The organism is Streptomyces sp. NPDC058457 (assembly GCF_042720695.1).
Lineage (GTDB): Bacteria > Actinomycetota > Actinomycetes > Streptomycetales > Streptomycetaceae > Streptomyces.
Genome location: NZ_JBHXLU010000102.1, coordinates 1 through 24,426 on the forward strand (window position 1 = coordinate 1; position 24,426 = coordinate 24,426).

23 protein-coding genes are annotated in these 24,426 nt (G+C 69.5%); 2 read left to right on the plus strand and 21 right to left on the minus strand.

Annotated features, from left to right (window positions below; all coding sequences use genetic code 11):
• Positions 1-116: 116 nt before the first annotated feature.
• The 3 genes from ACFWPS_RS45545 to ACFWPS_RS45555 all read right to left on the minus strand — a co-directional run bounded on the left by ACFWPS_RS45545 (position 117) and on the right by ACFWPS_RS45555 (position 4,330).
• Positions 117-2,639 carry an ATP-binding protein gene (locus ACFWPS_RS45545; protein ID WP_383717831.1) on the minus strand — a complete coding sequence of 841 codons (2,523 nt, stop codon included), beginning with the start codon at positions 2,637-2,639 and terminating at the stop codon, positions 117-119.
• Between the two features lie 333 nt (positions 2,640-2,972).
• Positions 2,973-3,296 carry an STAS domain-containing protein gene (locus tag ACFWPS_RS45550; RefSeq protein ID WP_030672301.1) on the minus strand — a complete coding sequence of 108 codons (324 nt, stop codon included), beginning with the start codon at positions 3,294-3,296 and terminating at the stop codon, positions 2,973-2,975.
• A gap of 185 nt (positions 3,297-3,481) precedes the next feature.
• Positions 3,482-4,330, minus strand: a complete 849-nt coding sequence (locus tag ACFWPS_RS45555) for a 3-hydroxyacyl-CoA dehydrogenase family protein (RefSeq protein WP_383717834.1) — start codon at positions 4,328-4,330, stop codon at positions 3,482-3,484.
• Positions 4,331-4,538: 208 nt separating this feature from the next.
• Here ACFWPS_RS45555 and ACFWPS_RS45560 point away from each other — a divergent pair, with 208 nt between their 5' ends.
• Together ACFWPS_RS45560 and ACFWPS_RS45565 are read left to right on the plus strand one after the other, a co-directional pair.
• Positions 4,539-5,111 carry a cob(I)yrinic acid a,c-diamide adenosyltransferase gene (locus tag ACFWPS_RS45560; protein ID WP_383717837.1) on the plus strand — a complete coding sequence of 191 codons (573 nt, stop codon included), beginning with the start codon at positions 4,539-4,541 and terminating at the stop codon, positions 5,109-5,111.
• Between the two features lie 155 nt (positions 5,112-5,266).
• Entirely contained in the window at positions 5,267-7,093 is a 1,827-nt protein-coding gene (locus ACFWPS_RS45565) for a glycosyl hydrolase family 18 protein (protein WP_383717840.1), read from the plus strand.
• Positions 7,094-7,179: 86 nt separating this feature from the next.
• Here the strand turns inward: ACFWPS_RS45565 and ACFWPS_RS45570 are convergent, their stop codons facing one another.
• The 18 genes from ACFWPS_RS45570 to ACFWPS_RS45655 all read right to left on the minus strand — a co-directional run bounded on the left by ACFWPS_RS45570 (position 7,180) and on the right by ACFWPS_RS45655 (position 24,216).
• Positions 7,180-7,626 (minus strand): DUF2550 domain-containing protein, encoded by a 447-nt coding sequence (locus ACFWPS_RS45570; protein ID WP_089098752.1) that lies wholly within the window; start codon positions 7,624-7,626, stop codon positions 7,180-7,182.
• 130 nt (positions 7,627-7,756) lie between these two features.
• Entirely contained in the window at positions 7,757-8,131 is a 375-nt protein-coding gene (locus ACFWPS_RS45575) for a F0F1 ATP synthase subunit epsilon (protein WP_189268499.1), read from the minus strand.
• A 134-nt stretch (positions 8,132-8,265) separates the two neighbouring features.
• The gene (gene atpD / locus ACFWPS_RS45580; protein WP_359220708.1) at positions 8,266-9,702 is read right to left on the minus strand and encodes a F0F1 ATP synthase subunit beta; all 1,437 of its coding nucleotides are present in this window, start codon (positions 9,700-9,702) and stop codon (positions 8,266-8,268) included.
• Positions 9,702-10,622 carry a F0F1 ATP synthase subunit gamma gene (locus tag ACFWPS_RS45585; RefSeq protein ID WP_383717842.1) on the minus strand — a complete coding sequence of 307 codons (921 nt, stop codon included), beginning with the start codon at positions 10,620-10,622 and terminating at the stop codon, positions 9,702-9,704. Before ACFWPS_RS45585 ends, atpD begins: the two co-directional genes overlap by 1 nt.
• A gap of 21 nt (positions 10,623-10,643) precedes the next feature.
• A complete protein-coding gene (atpA, locus tag ACFWPS_RS45590; RefSeq protein WP_383717846.1) occupies positions 10,644-12,233 on the minus strand; it encodes a F0F1 ATP synthase subunit alpha in 1,590 nt (529 codons plus the stop codon).
• A gap of 133 nt (positions 12,234-12,366) precedes the next feature.
• Positions 12,367-13,188 (minus strand): F0F1 ATP synthase subunit delta, encoded by an 822-nt coding sequence (locus tag ACFWPS_RS45595; RefSeq protein WP_383717849.1) that lies wholly within the window; start codon positions 13,186-13,188, stop codon positions 12,367-12,369.
• Entirely contained in the window at positions 13,185-13,730 is a 546-nt protein-coding gene (locus ACFWPS_RS45600) for a F0F1 ATP synthase subunit B (protein WP_383717852.1), read from the minus strand. Before ACFWPS_RS45600 ends, ACFWPS_RS45595 begins: the two co-directional genes overlap by 4 nt.
• A gap of 41 nt (positions 13,731-13,771) precedes the next feature.
• Complete coding sequence (locus tag ACFWPS_RS45605) at positions 13,772-14,008, minus strand: F0F1 ATP synthase subunit C (protein ID WP_383717855.1); 237 nt, start codon at positions 14,006-14,008, stop codon at positions 13,772-13,774.
• A gap of 71 nt (positions 14,009-14,079) precedes the next feature.
• Positions 14,080-14,916 (minus strand): F0F1 ATP synthase subunit A, encoded by an 837-nt coding sequence (gene atpB, locus ACFWPS_RS45610; protein WP_383717898.1) that lies wholly within the window; start codon positions 14,914-14,916, stop codon positions 14,080-14,082.
• A 210-nt stretch (positions 14,917-15,126) separates the two neighbouring features.
• The gene (locus ACFWPS_RS45615) at positions 15,127-15,549 is read right to left on the minus strand and encodes a hypothetical protein (RefSeq protein ID WP_383717858.1); all 423 of its coding nucleotides are present in this window, start codon (positions 15,547-15,549) and stop codon (positions 15,127-15,129) included.
• 302 nt (positions 15,550-15,851) lie between these two features.
• The gene (locus tag ACFWPS_RS45620) at positions 15,852-17,252 is read right to left on the minus strand and encodes an MraY family glycosyltransferase (RefSeq protein WP_383717860.1); all 1,401 of its coding nucleotides are present in this window, start codon (positions 17,250-17,252) and stop codon (positions 15,852-15,854) included.
• Positions 17,253-17,401: 149 nt separating this feature from the next.
• Positions 17,402-18,646: a serine hydroxymethyltransferase gene (glyA, locus tag ACFWPS_RS45625; RefSeq protein ID WP_383717863.1), complete on the minus strand. Its 1,245-nt coding sequence runs from the start codon at positions 18,644-18,646 to the stop codon at positions 17,402-17,404.
• Between the two features lie 326 nt (positions 18,647-18,972).
• Entirely contained in the window at positions 18,973-19,656 is a 684-nt protein-coding gene (locus tag ACFWPS_RS45630; RefSeq protein WP_093499065.1) for a protein-tyrosine-phosphatase, read from the minus strand.
• Positions 19,653-20,300: an L-threonylcarbamoyladenylate synthase gene (locus ACFWPS_RS45635; RefSeq protein ID WP_189268510.1), complete on the minus strand. Its 648-nt coding sequence runs from the start codon at positions 20,298-20,300 to the stop codon at positions 19,653-19,655. Before ACFWPS_RS45635 ends, ACFWPS_RS45630 begins: the two co-directional genes overlap by 4 nt.
• A gap of 61 nt (positions 20,301-20,361) precedes the next feature.
• The gene (prmC, locus tag ACFWPS_RS45640) at positions 20,362-21,207 is read right to left on the minus strand and encodes a peptide chain release factor N(5)-glutamine methyltransferase (RefSeq protein ID WP_089098764.1); all 846 of its coding nucleotides are present in this window, start codon (positions 21,205-21,207) and stop codon (positions 20,362-20,364) included.
• A gap of 178 nt (positions 21,208-21,385) precedes the next feature.
• Positions 21,386-22,462: a peptide chain release factor 1 gene (prfA, locus tag ACFWPS_RS45645; RefSeq protein WP_359220722.1), complete on the minus strand. Its 1,077-nt coding sequence runs from the start codon at positions 22,460-22,462 to the stop codon at positions 21,386-21,388.
• 107 nt (positions 22,463-22,569) lie between these two features.
• Positions 22,570-22,794, minus strand: a complete 225-nt coding sequence (gene rpmE, locus ACFWPS_RS45650) for a 50S ribosomal protein L31 (RefSeq protein WP_030049623.1) — start codon at positions 22,792-22,794, stop codon at positions 22,570-22,572.
• Between the two features lie 288 nt (positions 22,795-23,082).
• Entirely contained in the window at positions 23,083-24,216 is a 1,134-nt protein-coding gene (locus ACFWPS_RS45655; protein WP_383717867.1) for an LCP family protein, read from the minus strand.
• Positions 24,217-24,426 lie beyond the last annotated feature (210 nt).

Sequence of the window (24,426 nt, forward strand, 5' to 3'; positions counted from 1 at the left end):
CCCTCCGCGCAATCTTGTACTACAAGCTGGGGCTGTTCTCCCGCCGGGGGGGCGGTTTCACACATGGAACGGTGGTGGGCGGGACCCATTGGGGGAGACCGGCCCTCAGCCGTGGCTCAGATGACCGTGCCGGTCGACGTTCCCGTGCTGCTGCTCTCCGATGCCGCCGAACTGCTCGACGCAGCCGGGGCGCTGGACGCGGGACCGCTCGCCGAGTTGCTGGTGGACGGGGTCTCGCTCGGGGCCGATGACGAGGGTGACGGCGACGGGCTCGCCGACTGGGACTCGGACTTCGACGGGCTCGGCGATGCCGACTTCGAGGGCGATGGCGACGATGACGGCGACTTCGACGGCGAGCTCGTCGTACCGCCGCTCGACGAACCCTTCGTTCCCGTGGCCGAAGCCGAAGGCGTCTTCGTGTCCGAGGGCGGCGTCGGGTCGTCCGAGGTGCCCAGGGTGCCGTCGGGGCCCGGGTCCGTCGGCTTGGTCGTCGCCGTACCGGTGTCGCCCGTGCCCGACGTCTGCCCGGGGTCGGCGCCGAGGCTGCCGTCGCCCGTGTCCTCGCTCGCCGACGGGTTGACGCTGACGTTGTTGGACGGGTTGTCGGCGTCGTCGTGGGAGGTCATCCCGAGGGTGACCACGGTGCCCAGGACGGCCGTCAGAAGCACCCCCGCACCCACCGCCACCAGGTTGCGGCGGGCCATGCGGACGAGGCCGCCCCCGCCGCCCTGGGCCGGCGTCGGCTGCCCCGGGACCCTGTGGGTCACCAGAGTGTCCGAAACCGGCGAGTGGACCGCCGGGAAGGGCGTCGTGACGCCGCCCGCCGGGGATATGGACTCCTCGTGGCGGGCGTCCGGAATCTCGTCCCCCGCCATCGCGGTGACGGCCGGGATGACCTCGCCCGAGCGGTCCGCCACCAGGGCGAGGGCCCGTCGGCCGGCCGTCGTGCCCCGCTTGTCGGAGAGCGCCCCGCGCAGGCCGATCGAGGCCTCCAGCTCGGCCCGCGCCCGGTCCAGCTGGTCGCCGCAGAGCGCGAGGATGCCGAGCTCGTGGTGGAAGTAGGCCTGGTCGCCGACCTCACCGGCGAGCCGGGAGGCCTCCGCACCGGCCCGCAGCACCCGTTCCCAGGCGCTCCAGTGCAGCCCCGCCGCGAACGCGGGCGCGGCCGTACGGGCCAGTCGTACCGGCGTGCTGTCCTCGTCCTCCGCCGGCGGGACCGTCTCCGGCACCAGCAGCGTCAGCGCGGCGAGCACCGCGTCGGCCTCCGCGCAGACCCGCTCGGGGGAGACCGAGGGATGCCCGGTCCACCAGTTGTAGTGCTGGGCGGCGGTGAGGGCCTGGGCCGCCGCGTCGTCGGCGTATCCGGCGGCCTCCAGCTGCTGCAGGACGCCCGCGGCGAGCCGGTAGCGGGAACCCACCGGGGAGACCAGTCCGCAGCCCGCCAGTTCGCCGAGGGCGGCGTCCGCGTGGGTGTCGCCGACGAGGGCGGGCAGATGCGCCTGGTGCGGCACCTCGCCGCCGAGGGCGACCGCGAAGCGCAGGGTGGCCCGGGCGGAGCTGCTGAGCCGGGAGGCGAGCAGCGGGGCGGGCGCGGCGGCCTCGCCGAGGGACGGGAGCGGGACCTCTTCGGTCGCCTCGGCGTCCAAGGGCGCGTCGACCGGCAGATCGGAGAGGTCGGAGAGGTCCGACAGGTTGGATGCGAAGACGCCGAACTCGTCGACGGCGCCCGCGCTGGCGCGCACCTGGTCGCGCTGGCGCAGCAGCGCGCCTGCCTGGACGAACCGCAGCGGCAGGCCCTCGGACTCGAACCAGAGGTCGCCGGCCCAGTTGGCCTCCTCCTCGGTGAGCACCCGGCCGACCGTGCGTTCCAGGATGTCGACGCCGCCGGCCCGCTCCAGGCCGCTGAGGAAGACCTCCTCGACCGCGGAGTCGGCGGCGGGCGCCGGCACGTCCGGGGTGGCGCCGATCAGGAAGGCGCACTCGGGGGTGGCGTCGATCAGCTCGTCGAGCCCGGCGCCGCCGAACTCGATGTCGTCGAGGACGACGACCGCGCCGATGTCACGGACCAGTTCGAGGAGTTCGTCGGGTCCGGGGCGGTGCGCGGGCGCCTTGTAGACGGCGTAGAAGAGGTCGTGGACCAGGTCCTCGGGTGTGCGGTGGAAGCCGTTGAGGCGGACCACGCCGTCGGGGGCGAGGTCGGAGCAGTCGTCGGCGACCAGGTCGAGGAGAGCGGTGCGGCCGGAGCCCGAGGGGCCGGTGAGGCGCACGGAGCGGCCGCGGGCGAGGAGCCGGACGAGCCGCTCGCGGTCGTCCTGGCGCTCCAGGAGCGGCAACTCGGGCTGGGCGGGACCGGGCGGAACCGGCGGCCGGGCGGCGCGCTCGTACTCGGCGCGTTCGGCGGCGGTGCGCTTCTCGGGTCTGGCGGGGCGTTCGGTCGGCGGGCAGGGTTCTATCTCGCTGCCGTCGACGGGGTTGACGGTCAGCAGGAAGTCGCCGGTGACCAGCCGCGTGGTGCGGGCCGTCGTCGGCGTGCTCTGACCGAAGTCGTTGGTGAGGGATTCCCTGGGCGGGCGCTGGCGCGGCGAGCTGCCGTCGCCGTCCTGGCCGTACCCCTCGGGTCCCGGGTTGATCGGGTCCATAGGTTCCTAGCCCCCCAAAAGCGTCGTGTGCCGTGAAAACCGGCCCTCCCCGGCCTGTTGCACACCGCGCTGTCGCTTCTGGTCCGGGCCCGCGCTCGAAGGGTGACTAGGCGGCGGGCGACCGAACCCTAAACCTTCGCACAGTATCTACGACAGTCCGGGGTACCGCGCCGTCCGAGACATCACAGTCTCGTGAGGATTGCGTCTGACGTGCGCTTGCGCGCCGTCCGACCGGGTCACCCCCGTCGCCCGGTTCACACCGGATCGCCGTGTCTCCATGGTTTGCCGTGTCCCGGCGGTTCGCCGCCGCACAGCCCGTCGCCGGTCCCGGTGTCACACGCGGGGCAGCGACTCCACCCCGATGCCCCCCTCGATCGCCAGGATCCGGTGCAGCCGGGTGGCCACCAGCAGGCGCTGCATCTGCGGCGGTACGCCGCGCAGCACCAGGCGGCGGCCGCAGCGGCCGGCCCGCCGGTGGGCCCCCATGATCACCCCGAGTCCGGTGGCGTCCCAGGAATCCAGCTCGGACAGGTCCAGCACCAGATCGCCGACTCCGTCGTCGACGGCCGAGTGCAGGACCGTACGGGCGTCCGCCGCGCTGCGTACGTCGAGGCGGCCCCCGACGACCAGCTCGGCGTGGTCGCCCCTGATGTACATATGCGCTCCCCGAGAGTGCGTGTCCTACTCCGTGAAAGTGATGTCCGGTAATGCAACCTCTGACTGCGTTCGCCGGTCAGAGGTTGCCATCTGTAAGCGAACCGATACCGAATTCACCCCCGAGGGTGAAAACCCCGGGGTTTGTGCGTTTTGAGAGGTGATCAGAGGGCCTACGTACTGATGTTTCAGTACGTGTAGAAGCCCTGCCCGCTCTTGCGTCCGATGTCACCGGCGTCAACCATCCGGCGCATCAGCTCCGGCGGGGCGAACTTCTCGTCCTGCGACTCGGTGTAGATGTTGCTGGTGGCGTGCAGCAGGATGTCGACGCCGGTGAGGTCGGCCGTGGCCAGCGGGCCCATGGCGTGACCGAAGCCCAGCTTGCAGGCGAGGTCGATGTCCTCGGCGGTGGCGACGCCCGACTCGTACAGTTTGGTGGCCTCGACGACGAGCGCCGAGATCAGCCGGGTCGTCACGAAGCCGGCGACGTCCCGGTTGACGACGATGCAGGTCTTGCCGGTGGACTCGGCGAACTCCCGCGCGGTGGCCAGGGTTTCGTCACTGGTCTTGTAGCCGCGCACCAGCTCCACGAGCTGCATCATCGGCACCGGTGAGAAGAAGTGGACGCCGACGACCCGCTCGGGGTGCTCGGTGGCAGCCGCGATCTTGGTGATCGGGATGGCGGAGGTGTTGGAGGCGAGCACGGTGTCCGGGCGCACGATCTTGTCGAGGGCGCGGAAGATCTCGTGCTTGACTTCCAGCTTCTCGAAGACCGCCTCGACCACGATGTCCGCGTCGGCGACCGCGTCCAGGTCGGTGGTCGTGGTGATGCGGGCCAGGGCGGCGTCGGCGTCGTGCGCCTCCAGCCGGCCCTTGCTCACGAACTTGTCGTAAGAGGCCTGGATGCCCCCGACCGCACGCTCCAGCGCCTCGTCGGTGACGTCCCGCAGGACCACGTCCCAGCCGCCCTGTGCGGCGACCTGGGCGATGCCGGAACCCATCAGGCCGGCACCGATGACGGCAAGCTTCCGTGCCACTCCGCTCCCCTTACACGCTGTTGAGGTATGCCTCTTGGGCGGGACCCTAGCGCTCGTCGGGGGCCCGGAAACCCGGTAAGTAACGCGTGTCACGGTCTCAGGACGTGAGACAACCGTCACGTCCCGTCAGGCACCCCCGGCGGCATGGTCCGTTTCGCGCCACCCAGGGCGCGGTCCGGCTTCCCCGGGACACCTTTACGCTGGCCGCATGGTCAATCTGACGCGCATCTACACCAGGACCGGCGACCGGGGCACCACCGCTCTCGGGGACATGAGCCGGGTCGCCAAGACGGATCTGCGGATCTCGGCGTACGCGGACGCCAACGAGGCGAACGCGGTGATCGGGACGGCGATCGCGCTGGGCGGGCTGGCGGAGGAGGTCGTCAAGGTGCTCACCCGGGTGCAGAACGACCTCTTCGACGTCGGCGCGGACCTGTCGACGCCGGTGGTGGAGAACCCGCAGTATCCGCCCCTGCGGGTCGAGCAGTTCTACGTCGACAAGCTGGAGGCGGACTGCGACCGCTTCAACGAGCGGCTGGAGAAGCTCCGTTCCTTCATCCTCCCGGGCGGCACCCCGGGCGCGGCCCTGCTCCACCAGGCCTGCACGGTCGTACGGCGGGCCGAGCGGTCGACGTGGGCCGCACTGGAGGCGCACGGCGAGGCGATGAACCCGCTGACCGCGACCTATCTCAACCGCCTGTCGGACCTGCTGTTCATTCTCGCCCGCACGGCCAACAAGGACGTCGGGGACGTGCTCTGGGTCCCGGGCGGGGAGCGGTAACTTCGCTGCCGGGGCGGGAGTTGGGGATCCGACGGCCGTATACAAGAGTGGTCCAGACCTATTGACCGGTGGTCCAGACCTTTCTATTCTCGCGGCACCATGGGCATGAAGGCTCAGTCATGCCCACGTCACCCCGATCAAGAGGGAGGCGCAGCATGCGCTTCAGACACAGAGTCGCGGCAGGGCTTGCGACGCTGGTGCTCCCCCTGGCCGGTCTGGTCGGCATCGCGAGCCCCGCCCAGGCCGCGACGTCCGCCACCGCGACCTATGCCAAGACCTCGGACTGGGGTACCGGCTTCGGCGGCCAGTGGACCGTCAAGAACACCGGTACCACCACCATCAGTTCGTGGACCGTCGAGTGGGACTACCCCTCCGGAACCTCGGTCACCTCCGCGTGGGACGCGGACGTCACCTCCTCCGGCACCCACTGGACCGCCAAGAACAAGTCCTACAACGGCTCCATCGCCCCCGGCGCCTCCGTCTCCTTCGGCTTCAACGGCGCCGGTTCGGGATCGCCGAGCAACTGTCTGCTCAACGGCGCCAGTTGTGACGGCGGTACCACCGTCCCCGGTGACGCGGCGCCCTCCGCGCCCGGCACCCCGACCTCGTCCAACATCACCAACACCTCGGTGCAGTTGAACTGGTCCGCCGCCACCGACGACAAGGGCATCAAGAACTACGACGTCCTGCGCGACGGCAAGGTGGTCTCCACGGTGACCACCACCTCGTACTCCGACACGGGTCTGACGGCCGGCACCGACTACTCGTACACCGTCCAGGCCCGCGACACCGCCAGCCAGACGGGACCGGTCAGCGGCGCGGTCGCGGTGCACACCACGGGCGGTACCACCACTCCCCCGACCACCGGCTCCAAGGTCAAGCTCGGCTACTTCACCGAGTGGGGCATCTACGGCCGCAACTACCAGGTCAAGAACCTGGTGACGTCCGGGTCCGCGGCGAAGATCACGCACATCAACTACGCCTTCGGCAACGTCACCAACGGCCAGTGCGCGATCGGTGACGCCTACGCCGACTACCAGAAGACGTTCACCGCCGACACGTCGGTCAGCGGTGTCGCCGACACCTGGGACCAGCCGCTGGCGGGCAACTTCAACCAGCTGCGCGAGCTGAAGGCCAAGTACCCGAACATCAAGATCCTGTGGTCCTTCGGCGGCTGGACCTGGTCCGGCGGCTTCGCGCAGGCGGCGGCCAACCCGACCGCGTTCGCGGACTCCTGCTACAACCTGGTCGAGGACCCGCGCTGGGCCGATGTCTTCGACGGCATCGACATCGACTGGGAGTACCCGAACGCCTGCGGTCTGAGCTGCGACACCAGCGGCTCGGCGGCCTTCAAGAACCTGATGTCCGCGCTGCGCGCCAAGTTCGGCTCCAGCAACCTGGTCACCGCGGCCACCACGGCCGACGGTTCCTCCGGCGGCAAGATCGACGCCACCGACTACGCGGGCGCCTCGCAGTACGTCGACTGGTACAACGTGATGTCGTACGACTTCTTCGGCGCCTGGGCGACCACCGGCCCGACCGCCCCGCACTCCCCGCTCACCTCGTACACGGGCATCCCGACCGCCGGCTTCGACACCGCCGACGCGATGGCCAAGTTCAAGGCGCAGGGCGTGCCGGCGAGCAAGCTGCTGATCGGCATCGGGTTCTACGGCAGAGGCTGGACAGGTGTCACCCAGGACGCCCCGGGCGGCACGGCCACGGGTGCGGCGACCGGAACGTACGAACAGGGCATCGAGGACTACAAGGTCCTCAAGACGTCCTGCCCGGTCACCGGCACCGTCGCGGGCACGGCGTACGCCCACTGCGGCACCAACTGGTGGTCGTACGACACCCCGTCGACGATCGCCGGGAAGATGAGCTGGGCCAAGACCCAGGGTCTCGGCGGCGCGTTCTTCTGGGAGTTCAGCGGTGACACCAGCAACGGTGAGCTGGTGAGCGCCATCAACTCCGGGCTGAGCTGACCCCTTCGCTCCACCCCCCACCCCCCACCCCGTCGCGGGCGGCCTCCGGGCGGCGCGCCCCCCCCGCCGCCCCGCGACGGTGCGTCTCAGGCGACGTTGACCCTCTGCCCCGGCGGGGCCGCCTCCAGCCAGGCGAGGAAGCCCGTCAACGCGTCCTCGCTCATGGCGAGTTCGAGACGGGTGCCGCGATGGGTGCAGGCGAGGATGACGGCGTCGGAGAGCAGGGCCAGCTCCTCCTCGCCCTCGGGGAGACGGCGGCCGGCCACCTCGATCCGGTCGCGTTCCAGGACCCGGCGGGGGCGGTAGGCGTAGGAGAAGACGCGGTACCACTCGACGCTGTCGCCGTTGTAGCGGGCGACGCCGTAGCTCCAGCCCTTGCCGCTGGTGTCCGTCTTCTCGGGGACCTCCCAGCGCAGGGAACAGTCGAAGGTGCCGCCGGAGCGCTGGATCAGTCTGCGGCGCAGGCCGAACAGGAAGAGTCCCACCACCACCAGCGCGACCACGATTCCGGCCACAGTCAGAGCGAGGACCATCGGCACCGACCTCCTCGTCTCCTAGGTAATGGAACGTAAAAAGACCCAGATCTACCTCAGCCGCGGCTGGGTCCGGAATGGCTCCGGCCCCAGCCGCGGCTGAGTTACGTCAACGCATACGCGCAGTGTGTCAGCGCGCTGTCGCCGCCCGCAGACGGACGTCGGCGCGCCGCTCTGCGGTGGCGTCGCCCGCCGCCTTCGCGCGCTCCAGCTCACGCTCCTCGCGCTGGACATCGATCTCGTCCGACAGCTCGGCGGTCTCGGCCAGCAGCGAGAGCTTGTTGTCCGCGAACGAGATGAAACCGCCGTGCACCGCGGCGACGACCGTTCCACCATCACTCGTACGGATGGTCACCGGGCCCGACTCCAGCACACCGAGCAGCGGCTGGTGACCGGGCATGACGCCGATGTCGCCGGACGTGGTGCGCGCGACGACCAGGGTGGCCTCGCCGGACCAGACCTGGCGGTCCGCGGCGACGAGCTCGACGTGCAGCTCAGCAGCCAAGGGTGGCTCCTCGGGTCACCACCCGGCAGGGGTGCCGGGTGTTGGGGTCAATTCTAGTAGGCGTGAGTGAGGGGGCGGGACGCGCCCGCCCCCTCACCCGAAGAACGCAATGAGTTCGGAAGAACTCAGGGTGTTCAGGAGACGCCCAGCTCCTTGGCGTTGGCCTTGAGGTCCTCGATGCCACCGCACAGGAAGAACGCCTGCTCCGGGAAGTGGTCGTACTCGCCGTCGATGATCGCGTTGAACGCGGCGATCGACTCCTCCAGCGGGACGTCCGACCCGTCGACGCCGGTGAACTGCTTGGCGACGTGGGTGTTCTGGGACAGGAAGCGCTCCACGCGACGGGCGCGGTGGACGGTGAGCTTGTCCTCCTCGCCCAGCTCGTCGATACCGAGGATCGCGATGATGTCCTGGAGGTCCTTGTACTTCTGGAGGACCGTCTTCACCCGCATGGCGGTGTTGTAGTGGTCCGCCGCGATGTAGCGCGGGTCCAGGATCCGGGACGTGGAGTCCAGCGGGTCCACGGCCGGGTAGATGCCCTTCTCCGAGATCGGACGGGAGAGCACCGTCGTCGCGTCGAGGTGGGCGAAGGTGGTGGCCGGGGCCGGGTCGGTCAGGTCGTCCGCGGGGACGTAGATCGCCTGCATCGAGGTGATCGAGTGACCACGGGTCGAGGTGATGCGCTCCTGGAGGAGACCCATCTCGTCGGCCAGGTTCGGCTGGTAGCCCACCGCGGAGGGCATCCGGCCGAGCAGGGTCGACACCTCGGAACCGGCCTGCGTGAAGCGGAAGATGTTGTCGATGAAGAACAGCACGTCCTGCTTCTGCACATCGCGGAAGTACTCCGCCATGGTCAGACCGGCGAGGGCCACGCGCAGACGGGTGCCCGGGGGCTCGTCCATCTGGCCGAAGACAAGCGCGGTCTTGTCGATGACGCCCGAGTCGGCCATCTCCTCGATGAGGTCGTTGCCCTCACGGGTGCGCTCGCCGACACCGGCGAACACGGAGACACCGTCGTGGTTGTTGGCGACGCGGTAGATCATCTCCTGGATGAGCACCGTCTTGCCGACACCGGCACCGCCGAACAGACCGATCTTGCCACCCTTGACGTACGGGGTGAGCAGGTCGATGACCTTGACGCCGGTCTCGAACATCTCGGTCTTCGACTCGAGCTCGTCGAAGTTCGGGGCCTTGCGGTGGATGGACCAGCGCTCGCCCTCGTACTGCTCGTCGACGTTCAGCACCTCACCGAGGGTGTTGAACACCTTGCCCTTGGTGAAGTCGCCGACCGGGACGGTGATGCCGTCGCCGGTGTCGGTGACCGGGGCCTGGCGGACCAGACCGTCGGTGGGCTGCATGGAGATGGTGCGGACCAGGCCGTCACCCAGGTGCTGGGCGACCTCCAGGGTCAGCGTCTTCTTCTCGCCGGCGTTGGCCGGGTCGGCCACCTCGACGTGCAGGGCGTTGTAGATGTCCGGCATCGCGTCGACGGGGAACTCCACGTCGACGACCGGGCCGATGACCCGGGCGACGCGGCCCGTGGCCGTCGCGGTCTCAACAGTGGTGGTCATTAGCGGTCACTCCCCGCGGTCGCGTCGGCCAGGGCGCTGGCGCCACCGACGATCTCGCTGATTTCCTGGGTGATTTCGGCCTGGCGGGCCGCGTTGGCAAGCCGGGAGAGCGTGTTGATCAGCTCGCCCGCGTTGTCGGTGGCCGACTTCATCGCACGCCGCGTGGCAGCGTGCTTCGAAGCCGCCGACTGGAGCAGCGCGTTGTAGATACGGCTCTCCACGTAGCGCGGCAGCAGGGCGTCGAGGACGTCCTCCGCCGAGGGCTCGAAGTCGTACAGCGGAAGGATCTCGTCGCCCTTGGCGGCGCCCTCCTCCGCGACCTCGTCGAGGCTGAGCGGCAGCAGCCGGTCGTCGAGCGCCGTCTGCGTCATCATCGACACGAACTCGGTGTAGACGATGTGGAGTTCATCCACCCCGCCGTCCGCCGTCTCCGTCTCGATGGCCTCGATCAGCGGCGCCGCGACCTTCTTGGCGTCCGCGTACGAGGGCTCGTCGGTGAAGCCCGACCACGACTCCACGACCTTGCGCTCGCGGAAGTTGTAGTGGGCCAGACCGCGGCGGCCGACGATGTAGGTGTCGACCTCCTTGCCCTCCGCCTCAAGGCGCGCCGTCAGCTGCTCGGCGGACTTGATGGCGTTGGAGTTGAAGGCACCGGCCAGACCGCGGTCGCTCGTGAGGAGCAGCACCGCGGAACGGGTCGGGGTCTCCGCCTCGGTGGTCAGGGGGTGCTTGGTGTTCGACCCGGTACCGACCGCCGTGACCGCGCGGGTGAGCTCGGTCGCGTACGGCGCGGAGGCCCGCACCTTGCGCTGCGCCTTGACGACACGCGAGGCGGCGATCATCTCCATCGCCTTGGTGATCTTCTTGGTCGCGGTGACGGATCGGATGCGACGCTTGTAGACCCGGAGCTGGGCTCCCATGAGTCAGGTCCCTTCCTTACGTCACTTGGCCGCGGCCGGGGCGTCCTCGCCGAGAAGCTTGCCGTCCGAGGTCTCGAACTGCTTCTTGAACTCGACGATGGCGTCGGCAACAGCGGTGAGGGTGTCGTCCGACATCTTGCCGCCCTCCTTGATGGAGGTCATGAGGCCCTGCTCCTTGCGGTGCAGGTACTCCAGGAGCTCCTTCTCGAAGCGGCGGATGTCGGTGACCGGGACGTCGTCCATCCGGCCGGTGGTGCCGGCCCACACGGAGACGACCTGGTCCTCGGTGGACATCGGCTGGTACTGAGCCTGCTTGAGCAGCTCGACCAGTCGCTGACCACGCTCCAGCTGCGACTTCGACGCGGCGTCCAGGTCGGAACCGAAGGCGGCGAACGCCTCCAGCTCGCGGTACTGGGCGAGGTCCAGACGCAGACGGCCGGAGACCTGCTTCATCGCCTTGTGCTGCGCGGAACCGCCGACTCGGGAGACGGAGATACCGACGTTCAGCGCGGGGCGCTGACCGGCGTTGAACAGGTCCGACTCCAGGAAGCACTGGCCGTCGGTGATGGAGATGACGTTGGTCGGGATGAACGCCGAGACGTCGTTGGCCTTGGTCTCGACGATCGGCAGGCCGGTCATCGAGCCGGCGCCCATGTCGTCGGAGAGCTTGGCGCAGCGCTCCAGGAGACGGGAGTGCAGGTAGAAGACGTCACCCGGGTAGGCCTCACGGCCCGGCGGGCGGCGCAGCAGCAGGGAGACGGCGCGGTAGGCGTCGGCCTGCTTCGAGAGGTCGTCGAAGATGATGAGGACGTGCTTGCCGTCGTACATCCAGTGCTGGCCGATGGCCGAGCCGGTGTACGGCGCCAGGTACTTGAAGCCGGCCGGGTCGGACGCCGGGGCGGCGACGATGGTCGTGTACTCAAGGGCGCCGGCCTCTTCGAGCGCACCACGCACGGAGGCGATGGTCGAGCCCTTCTGGCCGATGGCGACGTAGACGCAGCGGACCTGCTTCTTCGGGTCGCCCGAGCGCCAGTTGTCACGCTGGTTGATGATCGTGTCGACGGCCAGGGCGGTCTTGCCGGTCTGGCGGTCACCGATGATCAGCTGGCGCTGGCCGCGGCCGACCGGGGTCATCGCGTCGACGGCCTTGTAGCCGGTCTCCATCGGCTCGTGCACCGACTTACGGGCCATGACGCCCGGAGCCTGCAGCTCCAGGGCGCGGCGGCCGGACGTCTCGATCTCGCCGAGGCCGTCGATCGGGTTGCCGAGCGGGTCGACGACGCGGCCGAGGTAGCCCTCGCCCACCGCGACGGAGAGGACCTCACCGGTGCGCTGCACCGGCTGCCCCTCCTCGATGCCGCTGAACTCACCGAGGACGATGGCGCCGATCTCGCGCTCTTCCAGGTTGAGCGCGAGGCCGAGGGTGCCGTCCTCGAACTTCAGCAGTTCGTTGGCCATGGCCGAGGGGAGGCCCTCGACCTTCGCGATGCCGTCGCCGGCAAGGGTGACCGTACCGACCTCCTCGCGCGAGGCCGCGTCCGGCTTGTACGACTGGACGAAGTTCTCCAGCGCGTCCCGGATCTCCTCCGGCCGGATCGTGAGCTCCGCCATCTGGGTTCCCTGCTCTCCTTGTTGGGCCCGAAGTTTCACTTGGGGGGTCTGGGGGCGACCCCCAGGATTCTTCATGTACGGCCCAACCCGGGCCGTCGTAAGTACGTACTGCTTGTTCTCGACTACCGAGGTGCTAGCTCGCCATGCGGCGGGCCGCGTCCTCCAGCCGGTCCGCGATGGAACCGTTGATGACCTCGTCACCGACCTGCACCCGGATCCCGCCGACGACCTCGGGGTCGACGTCGAGGTTGAGGTGCATCGTGCGGCCGTAGAGCTTCGCGAGGGCGGCGCCCAGGCGCTGCTTCTGCGGCTCGCTCAGCGCAACCGCCGAGGTGACGACGGCGACGACACGGCTGCGACGGTCCGCGGCCAGCTTCGACAGGGCCTCCAGGCCCGCTTCCAGGCTACGTCCCCGCGGCACGGTCACAAGGCGCGTGACCAGACGCTCGGTGACCGGCTTGGCGCGGCCGCCGAGCAGCCGGTGCAGCAGCTCGGTCTTCGCGGCGACGGTGGCCTTGCGGTCGGTCAGCGCGGCGCGCAGGCCGGTGCTGGAGGAGACGATCCGGCCGAACCGGAACAGCTCGTCCTCGGCGTCGTCCAGCGTGCCGGACTTCTCCGCGGCCGTGAGGTCGGCGGTGCTCGCCAGCTCCTCCAGCGCGTCCACCAGGTCGCGGGGCTGCGACCAGCGGGAGCGGACCAGGCCGCTCACCAGGTCGGCGGTGGTCTCGGAGACCTGGCCGCCGATCAGGCGCCGGACCAGCTCGGCCTTCGCCTCGCCGGCCTGTGCCGGGTCGGTGAGAACCCGGCGCAGGCCTCCCTCGCGGTCGAGCAGCGCGGTGACGGCCGCCAGCTCGTCGGCGAGCCGCGTCGCGTCCACGGACGTGGAGTCCGTCAGCGCGTCGAGACGCTCACGTGCGGCTGCCGCGGCTTCACGGCTCGCTCCGTGCGCTGTCATCGAGCCGCCTCGGCCTTCTCCTCAAGCTCGTCGAGGAAGCGGTCGATCACGCGGCTCTGCCGGGCGTGGTCCTCGAGGGACTCGCCGACGAGCTTGCCGGCCAGGTCGGTGGCCAGGTGGCCGACGTCCTGACGGAGCGCCTGCGCGGCGGACTTGCGGTCGGCCTCGATCTGCGCGTGACCGGCGGCGACGATCTCCTCACGCTGCCGCTGGCCCTCGGCGCGCATCTCGGCGATGAGCGTGGCGCCCTGCTCCTGAGCCTCCTGGCGCAGGCGCGCGGCCTCGTGCCGGGCCTCGGCCAGCTGCGCCTTGTACTGCTCAAGGACGCTCTGGGCCTCGGTCTGCGCGGCCTCGGCCTTCTCGATACCGCCCTCGATCGCCTCGCGGCGCTGCTCCAGAACCTTGTTGATGTTCGGAAGGAGCTTCCAGGCGAGGAAGCCGAAGACGATGACGAAGGCGAGCAGGCCGATGACGAGCTCGGGGATCGGCGGGACGAGGGGATTCTCCGTCTCCTCGGCCGCCAGAATGAGCAGCTGGCTCATGTCAGTGCCTTTCGTCTAGGGGGCTGTCGCTGATCGGCTGATCAGGTGCCGTAGACGAACGGCATGACCAGGCCGATGAGGGCAAGCGCCTCACAGAAGGCGAAGCCGAGGATCTGGTTGGCACGGATCAGGCCGGCGGCCTCGGGCTGACGGGCCAGCGCCTGGGTGCCGTTGCCGAAGATGATGCCGACGCCGACGCCGGGGCCGATGGCAGCGAGGCCGTAACCGACGGAGCCGAGCGAGCCGGAGACAGCGGCAAGGGTCTCAGTGGCAGCCATGATTCTTCCTTCTTTTTCTGATGCCGGCGGGGGTTGGCCACCGGGCGACTAGGGGGTGGGGTACGAGGCGCTCAGTGCTGCTCGGCGAGCGCGCCCTGGATGAAGCTGCAGGTCAGGAGTACGAACACGTACGCCTGCAGGGCCTGGATGAACAGCTCGAAGGCCGTCATGACGATCACCATGATGAACGAGACACCCGCGTAGGCGATCCCGATGCCGTTGAGCAGGTACCAGCTGGCGATCGTGAACAGCAGCAGCAGCGTGTGGCCCGCGAACATGTTCGCGAACAGTCGCACCGCGTGCGTGAAGGGCCGGACGATCAGGTTCGAGAGGAACTCGATGAACATGGCCAGCGGGAGAACCGGGCCGAGCGACTTGTCATAGCCGGTGAAGTTCTTGAACGCACCGACGAATCCATGCCGCTTGAAGGTCAGCGAGACCCACAGGAAGTAGACGATGGCCGCCAGGACGGCCGGATAGGAGATGATCGCCGTCACCGGGAACTGGGCGAGCGGAATGATCGACCAGAGGTTCATCATCCAGATGAAGAAGAACAGCGAGACGACCAGCGGTACGTACTTCTCGCCTTCCTTCTTGCCGATCGTCTCGTAGACGACGCCGCGACGGATGAAGTCGTAACCCGACTCGGCCACCATCTGCAGCTTGCCGGGGACGACCTTCGGCTTACGGAAGGCGGCCAGGAAGAAGCCGACGACCACGATCGAGCCGAGCAGCGCCAGCAGCATCGTCTTGTTGAAATACAGGTTGCTGTCGCCGTTGCCCCAGAGGGGCTCAAACAGGAACGAGTGCAGGCCCGGAGCGGGGAAGCCACAGTTGGCGAAAATGTGGCAGTCGGTCTCGAAGGCGAGCACCTGCGTCGGGTCAGCACTCACCGCGGGCTCCTTCAGCGTGGCGCATAGGTACGGCAACCTCGTTGTGTCGGCGCGGCGCAGGGCCGCGGTTCGGCACGGGACTGGTGTTACGGATGTGGGGGCGGCTGGGGGGCATCTCGCCTCGCGATTGAGCAGGCGTCAGCTCAGATGCCCGCGCCCGCGATGCCGCAGTTGGCACCGGACGATAGCAGCATCTCTCGTGCGCCTTTATCCCGGCCCTACCTCTCACGACGATTGTCCGGACTTCTCGGACTTCTCGGGCTCGACGTAGAGGACCTTGGCAGTCATGTGGGCACGCGCCTGGGCGGCGATCCACGCCAGGGTGCAGACCACCAGCGTGACGGCGAAGGCCCGGGGGTTGAACAGCGTGGTGTTCTTGAAAGCGGCGACGAAGACGAAGAGCAACAGCAACTGCGCCGTGTAGAGCATCAGCCCCATGGCCTGGAACAGGTGGGGGAACGACTTGGCGGTGCGCTGCAGAACGTAGAGGCCGATCCCCATGAAGAGGATCACCACCAGCGTCGCAACGATCGCCCCGATCGCCCCCTTGCCGCCCGCGACCACGCCGCTGACGACGGCGGCGAGAACGCCGACGGCAGCCGTGGGTACGGCGGCCTGGGCCAGGATCCGGGCGTCATTGGACGGCATGGCGGCAACTCCGCTTTCACAGGGGGGCAGGTGTCGTCATGGACGAGCGTAGTCCCGGTCGGAGGGTCGAAGACCTCACGCTGACGGACCGTCGCAGTCGGGTCCTTCGACTCTGTCCGGGGTTCTCGTGAACCGTATCACAAACTATTTGATGAGGTCTTTACCTGGTAGGTGTGCTCGCTGTCACACATGAGAGTGAACCTGCGCGTCTGAGCGAAAACCGAGCCATTGTGTCTGGTATTGGGGGACTTTGGTCCCCCACGACTTGGCAATGCTCTAGTCAGATTCTTACCTTGGCGGCGTCAGCGGGACGTCCCGGAAGTGCGCCGATCCAGGAAGCGCGAACGGCCGCCGATGGCGGTCGCGCCGTTGACCGAGGGCGCGGTCGCGCCGTTCGCCGATGCCGCTCCGGCGGTCACCGGGGAGCGGTGCTCGTCGCTCGGCTTCTCCGGCTCCTCCGGCTCAACGGACGCCGCCGCCTGGACAGTTGCCGCCTCCGGCTCAGCGGCCGGCTCGGTGGCCGGCTGGACGGTCCCGCGGCGCCGGTAGCGGGGCGGCACGAAGGCCTGCGCCCACATCGGGGCCCGCGGCGTGAACCGCGGCAGCAGGAGCAGGCCCAGGCCGATCGCGCTGAGGAACACCACACCGAGCACGATCCACATGGACGCGGAGTTCACGGAGTAGGCCAGCGCCCCGAAGGCGATCAGGGCCGCCCAGAAGTACATGATCAGCACGGCCCTGCTGTGCGAGTGACCGACTTCCAGCAGCCGGTGGTGCAGGTGCCCGCGGTCCGCCGCGAACGGCGACTGGCCGCGCCAGGTGCGCCGCACGATCGCCAGCACCAGGTCGGCGGCCGGCACCGCGATGATGGTCAGCGGCAGCAGCAGCGGGATGTAGACCGGGACCATCTGGTGGACGGTGTTGCGCTCGGACCCGGCGAACAGCTTCATCGCGTCCGGGTCGACCTGGCCCGTGACCGAGATCGCACCGGCGGCCAGCACCAGGCCGATCAGCATCGACCCGGAGTCGCCCATGAAGATCCGGGCGGGGTGCATGTTGTGCGGCAGGAAGCCCAGGCACATGCCCATCAGGATCGCCGAGAACAGCGTGGCCGGGGCGGCGGCCTCGATGCCGTACGAGTACCAGATCCGGTAGGCGTACATGAAGAACGCCGCGGCCGCGATGCACACCATGCCGGAGGCCAGGCCGTCCAGGCCGTCGACGAAGTTCACCGCGTTGATGGTGATGACCACCAGGGCCACCGTCAGCAGGGTGCCCTGCCACGGGGTCAGCGCCACCGTGCCGACGAGCGGCACCGGCAGCCACAGGATCGTCAGACCCTGCATGACCATGACGCCCGCGGCGATCATCTGACCGCCCAGCTTGATCAGCGCGTCGATCTCGAACTTGTCGTCGAGCACACCGATCAGCCAGATCAGGGCCGCGCCGGAGAGCAGCGCCCGCGGCTCGTTCGAGTTCTCGAAGACCTCGTTGAGGTTGGACATGTGGTCGGCGACCAGCAGCCCCGCGCACAGGCCGAAGAACATCGCGATCCCGCCGAGCCGCGGAGTGGGCTCCCGGTGCACGTCACGCGCCCGGATCTCCGGCATGGCCCCTGCCACGATCGCGAACTTCCGTACCGGCCCTGTCAGCAGGTACGTCACCGCGGCCGTGATGCAGAGCGTCAGCAGGTATTCACGCACAGGCTTCCCCACATGTCTCGCTGGCCATCACAGCCCCACACCCTAGCGAGGGACGCATATGTGTGGGGACTTCCGGGTAGCGACGATGGTTGCACGGATGGCTGTGAGCCGGGCGTACAACGGGTGTACGACGCTGCGCCCACCCCCTCTCACCCGGGGTACGGCGGAAATCTACCGGTGAGCTCGCGCACCTCGTCACGCACCCTCCCCGCCTCCGTGACACCGCTCACCACGCCCGCCAGCAGCACCGCGATCCGGGCCATCTCCGCCTCCCCCATGCCCTGCGTGGTCACGGCGGCGGTGCCCAGCCGCAGCCCCCGCGCGTCACCGTGCGGCAGGGCACAGCAGTCGAGGACGATCCCGGCGGCCGCGAGCCGTCCCCGGGCGGCCTTCCCCTCGGCCCCGAGCGGCGCCGGGTCGACGGTGATCAGATGGGTGTCCGTGCCGCCCGTGGTGACGACGTACCCCGCCTCCTCAAGCCCGGCCGCGAGAACCCTCGCATTGGCGACCACCTGATGGGCGTACGCGGCGAACGCCGGTGTTGCCGCCTCCCCGAACGCGACCGCCTTCGCGGCGATGGTGTGCATCTGGGCGCCGCCCTGCGTGAACGGGAACACCGCCCGGTCGAGCCGCTCGGCCAGCTCCGGCGAACCGCACAGCAGCATCCCGCCGCGCGGCCCGCGCAGCACCTTGTGTGTGGTCGCGCACACCACGTCGGCGTACGGCACCGGGTTCGGTGCCGCTCCCCCGGCGACGAGCCCGATGGGATGGGCGGCGTCGGCGATGAGGTACGCGCCCACCTCGTCGGCGACCTCGCGGAAGAAGGCGTAGTCGATGTGCCGGGGATAGGCGATGGACCCGCACACGATCGCCTTGGGCCGATGGCTGCGCGCCAGCGCCCGCACCTGGTCGTAGTCGACGAGCCCGCTCTCGGCGTCCACCCCGTACCCGACGAAGTCGAACCAGCGGCCGGAGAAGTTGGCGGGCGAGCCGTGCGTGAGATGACCGCCGTAGGGCAGCCCCAGGGCGAGCACGGTGTCACCGGGGCGCAGCAGGGCGGCGTACGCGGCCAGCACGGCCGACGACCCCGAGTGGGACTGCACGTTGGCGTGCGCGGCACCGAACAGGGCCTTGGCCCGGTCGACGGCGAGCCGCTCGGCGACGTCCACGATCTCGCAGCCGCCGTGGTGCCGGGCGCCCGGATACCCCTCGGCGTACTTGTTGGCCAGCGGCGACCCCAGCGCGGCCAGCACGGCCGGGGAGGTGAAGTTCTCGGCGGCGATCAGCTGCAACGACGTCGACTGCCGCGCCAGCTCCCCCAGCAGGATCTCGGCCAGCTCCGGATCCTGCCGCCGCAGCAGATCGCCCTCTACGAGGGCAGAGGTGACCGCCATGACAGGCTCCGGGCGGTCGACGGTGACGTATGACCAATGTAGGCCCGGTATGGGGCGGACGCGCGGTTTGTGCGTAGGGCTGTGGAGGGCCGCCACGCTGCCGGAGGGGTGATTGCGGCCGGTCGCGCGACTGCGGGTGCGTGGGGCTTGCTCGCGCAGTTCCCCGCGCCCCTTACCGGGCGCTTCGCTCCCGGGCATCCGCTTCCGCCACCGCCGTGGGCAGGCGTTCCGCAGGGCGATGGGGGTCCCCCCGCGCGAGCGAAGCCGAGCGTGGGGGAGGGTGGGCACGGCCTGCAGCGCCGGGTGCCGATGTCAGAGACGTTGACTTACATCCGCGCCGGAACACCGGTCAGCGCCGTGACCACCGGGTCCAGTGCCTCGTGTATCTCGTCGCCGATGGACTGGAAGAAGGGCAGCGGGGCACCGTACGGGTCGTAGACCTCGTCCGCCTCCGCCGTGGGTGCCAGGAGCCAACCGCGGAGGGCCGCCGCCGCACGGACCAGCGCACGTGCCCGGACGACCACGCCTTCCGACGTCGGCGGCAGGGTCGCCGGGTCGATGGCACGGACCAGCCGGGTGAACTCCTTCAGCGTGAAGGTGCGCAGGCCCGCCGAATGGCCCATGGAGATGACCTGGGCGCGGTGGTCCCGGGTGGCGGTCAGGACCAGGTCGGCCCGGATCACGTGCTCGTCGAGCAGTTCGCGGCCCACGAAGCCGGAGGCGTCCGCCCCGAAGTCGGCGAGGACTGCCTCCGCGTTGGCCTCCATGGGCGCGCCCTCATGGCCCCAGGTGCCCGCGCTCTCCACGACGAGCCCGCCGCCGAGGAAGGCGCCGAGCCGGTCCGTCACGAGATGGCGGGTCAGCCGCTCGGTGATCGGCGAGCGGCACACGTTGCCGGTGCTGACGTGGAGGATGCGGAAGCTGTCGCGTGGCAGCCCCACGAACGTCGTCGTGATCTCCGCCGCGCTTTCCCCGTTGCCTATGCCACGCCCCGCGTCAGGGGCTGTCAATTCGCCACCTCAAGGTCGGGTACGACCTTCCGCAGCTCCTCCGCCGAGATCGCGCCCGCGCGCAGCAGCAACGGAACTTCGCGGGTGACGTCGACGATCGACGAGGGGACGTTGCCGGGGGTCGGGCCGCCGTCGAGGTACACGGAGACGGAGTCGCCGAGCATCTCCTGCGCGGCGTCACAGGTCTCCGGGGACGGGTGGCCGGTGAGGTTGGCGGAGGAGACGGCCATCGGGCCGACCTCGGTGAGCAGCTCGATGGCGACGGGGTGCAGGGGCATCCGGACGGCGACCGTGCCCCTGGTGTCGCCCAGGTCCCACTGCAGGGACGGCTGGTGCCTGGCGACCAGCGTGAGGGCGCCCGGCCAGAACGCGTCGACCAGCTCCCAGGCCAGCTCGGAGAAGTCGGTGACGAGACCGTGGAGCGTGTTCGGGGACCCGATCAGCACCGGGGTGGGCATGTTGCGGCCCCGGCCCTTGGCGTCGAGGAGGTCGGCGACCGCCTCCGAGGTGAACGCGTCGGCGCCGATGCCGTACACCGTGTCGGTCGGCAGCACCACCAGTTCGCCCCGGCGGACGGCGGACGCGGCCTCGCGCAGACCCGTCACGCGGTCGGTCGCGTCGTTGGTGTCGTATCGCCGTGCCATGTCTAGCGGGCCTCCTCGTACACGTACATCTGGACGTCGGAAAACACTGCCTGCGCGGTGCTCACGGCAGCGCCTTGCGGGCGGTCGCGAAGCGGGGGCGGTTGTTGAGGTCCGGGTGGTCGGCCGCGTCGGCCCAGCCCCGCTCCTCGGTGAAGATCCACGGCACCTGGCCGCCCTGGGTGTCGGCGTGCTCGATGACGACGACTCCGCCCGGGCGCAGCAGCCGGTGCGCGGTGCGTTCGATGCCCCGGATCAGGTCCAGGCCGTCCTCGCCGGAGAACAGGGCCAGCTCCGGGTCGTAGTCGCGGGCCTCGGGGGCGACGTACTCCCACTCGGTGAGCGGGATGTACGGAGGGTTGGAGATGACCAGGTCGACATGGCCGTCGAGGTCGTGGAAGGCGTCCAGGGCGTTTCCCTGGCGCAGGTCGACCCTGGAGCCCGCCATGTTCTTGCGGGTCCACTGGAGCGCCTCCTCGGACAGCTCCACGGCGTGCACACGCGAGCGCGGGACCTCCTGGGCGAGGGCGAGCGCGATGGCGCCGGAACCGGTGCACAGGTCGACGATGCGGGGCTCGACCACGTCCATGGCGCGCACCGCGTCTATGGCCCAGCCGACCACGGACTCCGTCTCGGGGCGCGGCACGAACACGCCAGGACCCACCTGGAGTTCGAGATACCGGAAATACGCCCGCCCGGTGATGTGCTGGAGCGGCTCGCGCTGCTCCCGGCGGGCGATGACCTCCCAGTAGCGGGCGTCGAAGTCCGAGTCCTTGACGGAGTGCAGCGCGCCCCGCTTCACGCCGTGCACGAACGCGGCGAGCTCCTCCGCGTCGTTGCGCGGCGAGGGCACGCCGGCGTCGGCCAGCCGCTGGGTGGCCTGGGCCACCTCGGCGAGCAGCAGGTTCACGCTGGTCCTCCGTGTCGTACTGGGTCGTCGTGCGTACGTGCCTCAGGGGTGTCTCATGGGTCGTGCCGGGGTCGCGGGCCCTGGCACGCACATCTGCCGCGTTGTCGTCGGTCTCCGACGCTCCGCTCAGCTAAGCAGGTTCCGCATCTTTCCTCCGGCCCGACCCATGAGACACCCCCTAGGCGGCCGCCAGCTTCGCGGCCGAGTCCGCGTCGACGCAGGCCTGGATCACCGCGTCGAGGTCGCCGTCCAGGACCTGGTCCAGGTTGTACGCCTTGAAGCCGACGCGGTGGTCCGAGAGACGATTCTCCGGGAAGTTGTACGTGCGGATCTTCTCGGAGCGGTCGACGGTGCGGACCTGGCTGCGGCGGGCGTCGGCGGCCTCCTTCTCCGCTTCCTCCTGTGCCGCGGCGAGCAGCCTGGAGCGCAGGATACGCAAGGCCTGCTCCTTGTTCTGCAGCTGGCTCTTCTCGTTCTGGCAGGAGGCGACGACTCCGGTGGGGAGGTGCGTGATGCGCACGGCGGAGTCGGTGGTGTTGACGGACTGCCCGCCGGGCCCGGAGGACCGGTAGACGTCGATCCGGAGGTCGTTCGGGTTGATCTCGACGTCGACCTCCTCGGCCTCGGGCGTGACGAGCACACCGGCCGCCGAGGTGTGGATACGGCCCTGCGACTCGGTCGCCGGGACGCGCTGCACACGGTGCACGCCGCCCTCGTACTTCAGCCGAGCCCAGACGCCCTGCCCGGGCTCGGTGGCGCCCTGGCCGCCCTTGGTCTTCACGGCGACCTGGACGTCCTTGTAGCCGCCGAGCTCGGACTCGGTGGAGTCGATGATCTCGGTCTTCCAGCCGACGCGCTCCGCGTACCGGAGATACATGCGCAGGAGATCACCGGCGAACAGGGCGGACTCGTCGCCGCCGGCGCCGGCCTTGATCTCCAGGATGACGTCCTTGTCGTCGGACGGGTCCCTGGGTACGAGCAGCAGGCGCAGCTTCTCGGTGAGCTCGTCGCGCTGCTTGTCCAGCTCCTTGACCTCGGCGGCGAAGTCGGGGTCGTCGGCGGCCAGTTCACGCGCGGTCTCGATGTCGTCGCCGGTCTGCTTCCAGGAGCGGAACGTGGCGACGATCGGGGTGAGTTCGGCGTAGCGCTTGTTCAGCTTGCGCGCGTTGGCCTGGTCGGCGTGGACCGACGGGTCGGCGAGCTTCTTCTCCAGGTCTGCGTGCTCGACGACGAGTTCCTCGACGGCCTCGAACATTTTGGGCTCCTGATACTGCGTACGGAAGGGAAGGCGGGCGACCAAAAACGCCGGTCCCGGGCACGCCCTCGTCGGGGCGTGGCCGTGGACCGGCGAAATGGGGCTCGCTACTTCTTGGAGCCGGCGGCAGCCTTGCCGAAGCGGGCCTCGAAGCGGGCCACACGGCCACCGGTGTCGAGGATCTTCTGCTTGCCCGTGTAGAACGGGTGGCACTCGGAGCAGACCTCGGCGCGGATGGTGCCGCTGGTGATCGTGCTACGGGTGGTGAACGACGCGCCACAGGTACAGCTGACCTGCGTCTCGACGTACTCGGGGTGGATCTCGCGCTTCAAGGTGTCTCCTAGATATCGGGAGGGCACCGGGTCGCCTTCGCGGGCTTGCGGGGCGTGAACCGGGGCCGACGTACCAGTCTGCCAGGGCTGGCCGCATAGCCCAAAACCGGGGGGAGCGGCGAGGTATTCCCAAGGGTGCGGGGGGATGGTCGCGCCGAAGGGGGTGCCACGCTTTCGCCGTACGCGGGTGCGGGTCGTCGTGGGTTGTTCGCGCAGTTCCCCGCGCCCCTTTCAGGGGCGTCAGCCGCGGGGAACTGCGCGATCAGCCCCCACTCACCCGCAGCCGGACTACGACGTCACGACCCCCTTGGCCTGTCCCGTCGCCGTGCCCTTCGTGGCGCTCGCCGGGATCGGCGTGTCGTTCTTCAGGGCCTTCCAGACCAGCTTCGCCTTCGCCTCGGCCACTATCACCCGGTTCGGGTTCGCCGGGTCGTACTCGACCGGCATCGTCACCATGTGCATGTTCTTGGAGCTGATGGACTTCAGGCCGTTCGCGAAGCCGATCAGGGAGTTCACCGAGCCGATGTCGGAGTCGGTGGTGACCGTCTTCGTCGCGGTGTCGGCCAGGTCGTACAGCTTCTTGGGGCTGGTGAACACGCCCACCTGCTTGACTTGGTCGATCAGGGCCTTGACGAACGCCTGCTGGAGCTGGATGCGGCCCAGGTCGGAGCCGTCGCCGACGCCGTGCCGGGTGCGGACCAGGCCGAGGGCCTGCTTGCCGTCCAGCGTGTGGGTGCCGGCCTTGAGGTCGAGGTGGCTCTCCCGGTCGTCGATGGTCTTCGTCGTGGTCACCGTGACCCCGCCGAGCTCGTCGACGAGCTTCTGGAAGCCCGAGAAGTCGACCTCCAGGTAGTGGTCCATGCGGATGCCGGTGATCGATTCGACGGTCTTGACCGCACAGGCCGCGCCGCCCGTGGAGTACGCGGAGTTGAACATCACGCCGGTCGCGGCGGAGTGGGTGGTGCCCTGCGCGTCGGTGCAGGAGGGGCGGTCGATCAGGGTGTCCCGGGGGACGGAGACCACGGCGGCCTTCCTGTGTCCCTCGTAGACGTGGATGATCATCGCCGTGTCGGAACGGGCGCTGCCGTCGTCGGTGCCGCCGCCCAGCTTCTTGTTGGAGCCGGAGCGCGAGTCGGAGCCGAGGACCAGGATGTTCTCGGAGCCGTTGTCGACCTTGGTGGGCCGGTCGGTGCCGAGCGCCTGGTTGATGTCGACGGTCTTGAGGTTGCCGTTGAGCTTGAAGTACAGGTAGCCGACACCGGTGCCGCCGAGCACGAGGATGCCGGCCGCCGTCCAGGCCGTGACGAGCAGCGCCCTGCGGCCCCGGCTGGGGGCCTTGCGGCGGCGGCCCCGGCTCCGGCGGCCCGGACCCTTCGGGCCGGCCTCGGGTATGCCAGGCTCCGGCGTGCTCTCGGCGGACATGCGCTCCTCTGTTCTCGTACGACTGCTCGGTTACCCCCAGCTTTCAGGGTCAGGCCCGGCGTACCGGGATCATCGGCACGTATCCGGACCATCGTCGCTCCGCATGGTCAGACGGCGAAACTCGGGAAAGGGTTGCACAACGCAGCGTGCCCACCGCGTGGAGCGATGGGCACGCTGAGTGATCGGACGTCATCGGGCAAGTGCGGGCGA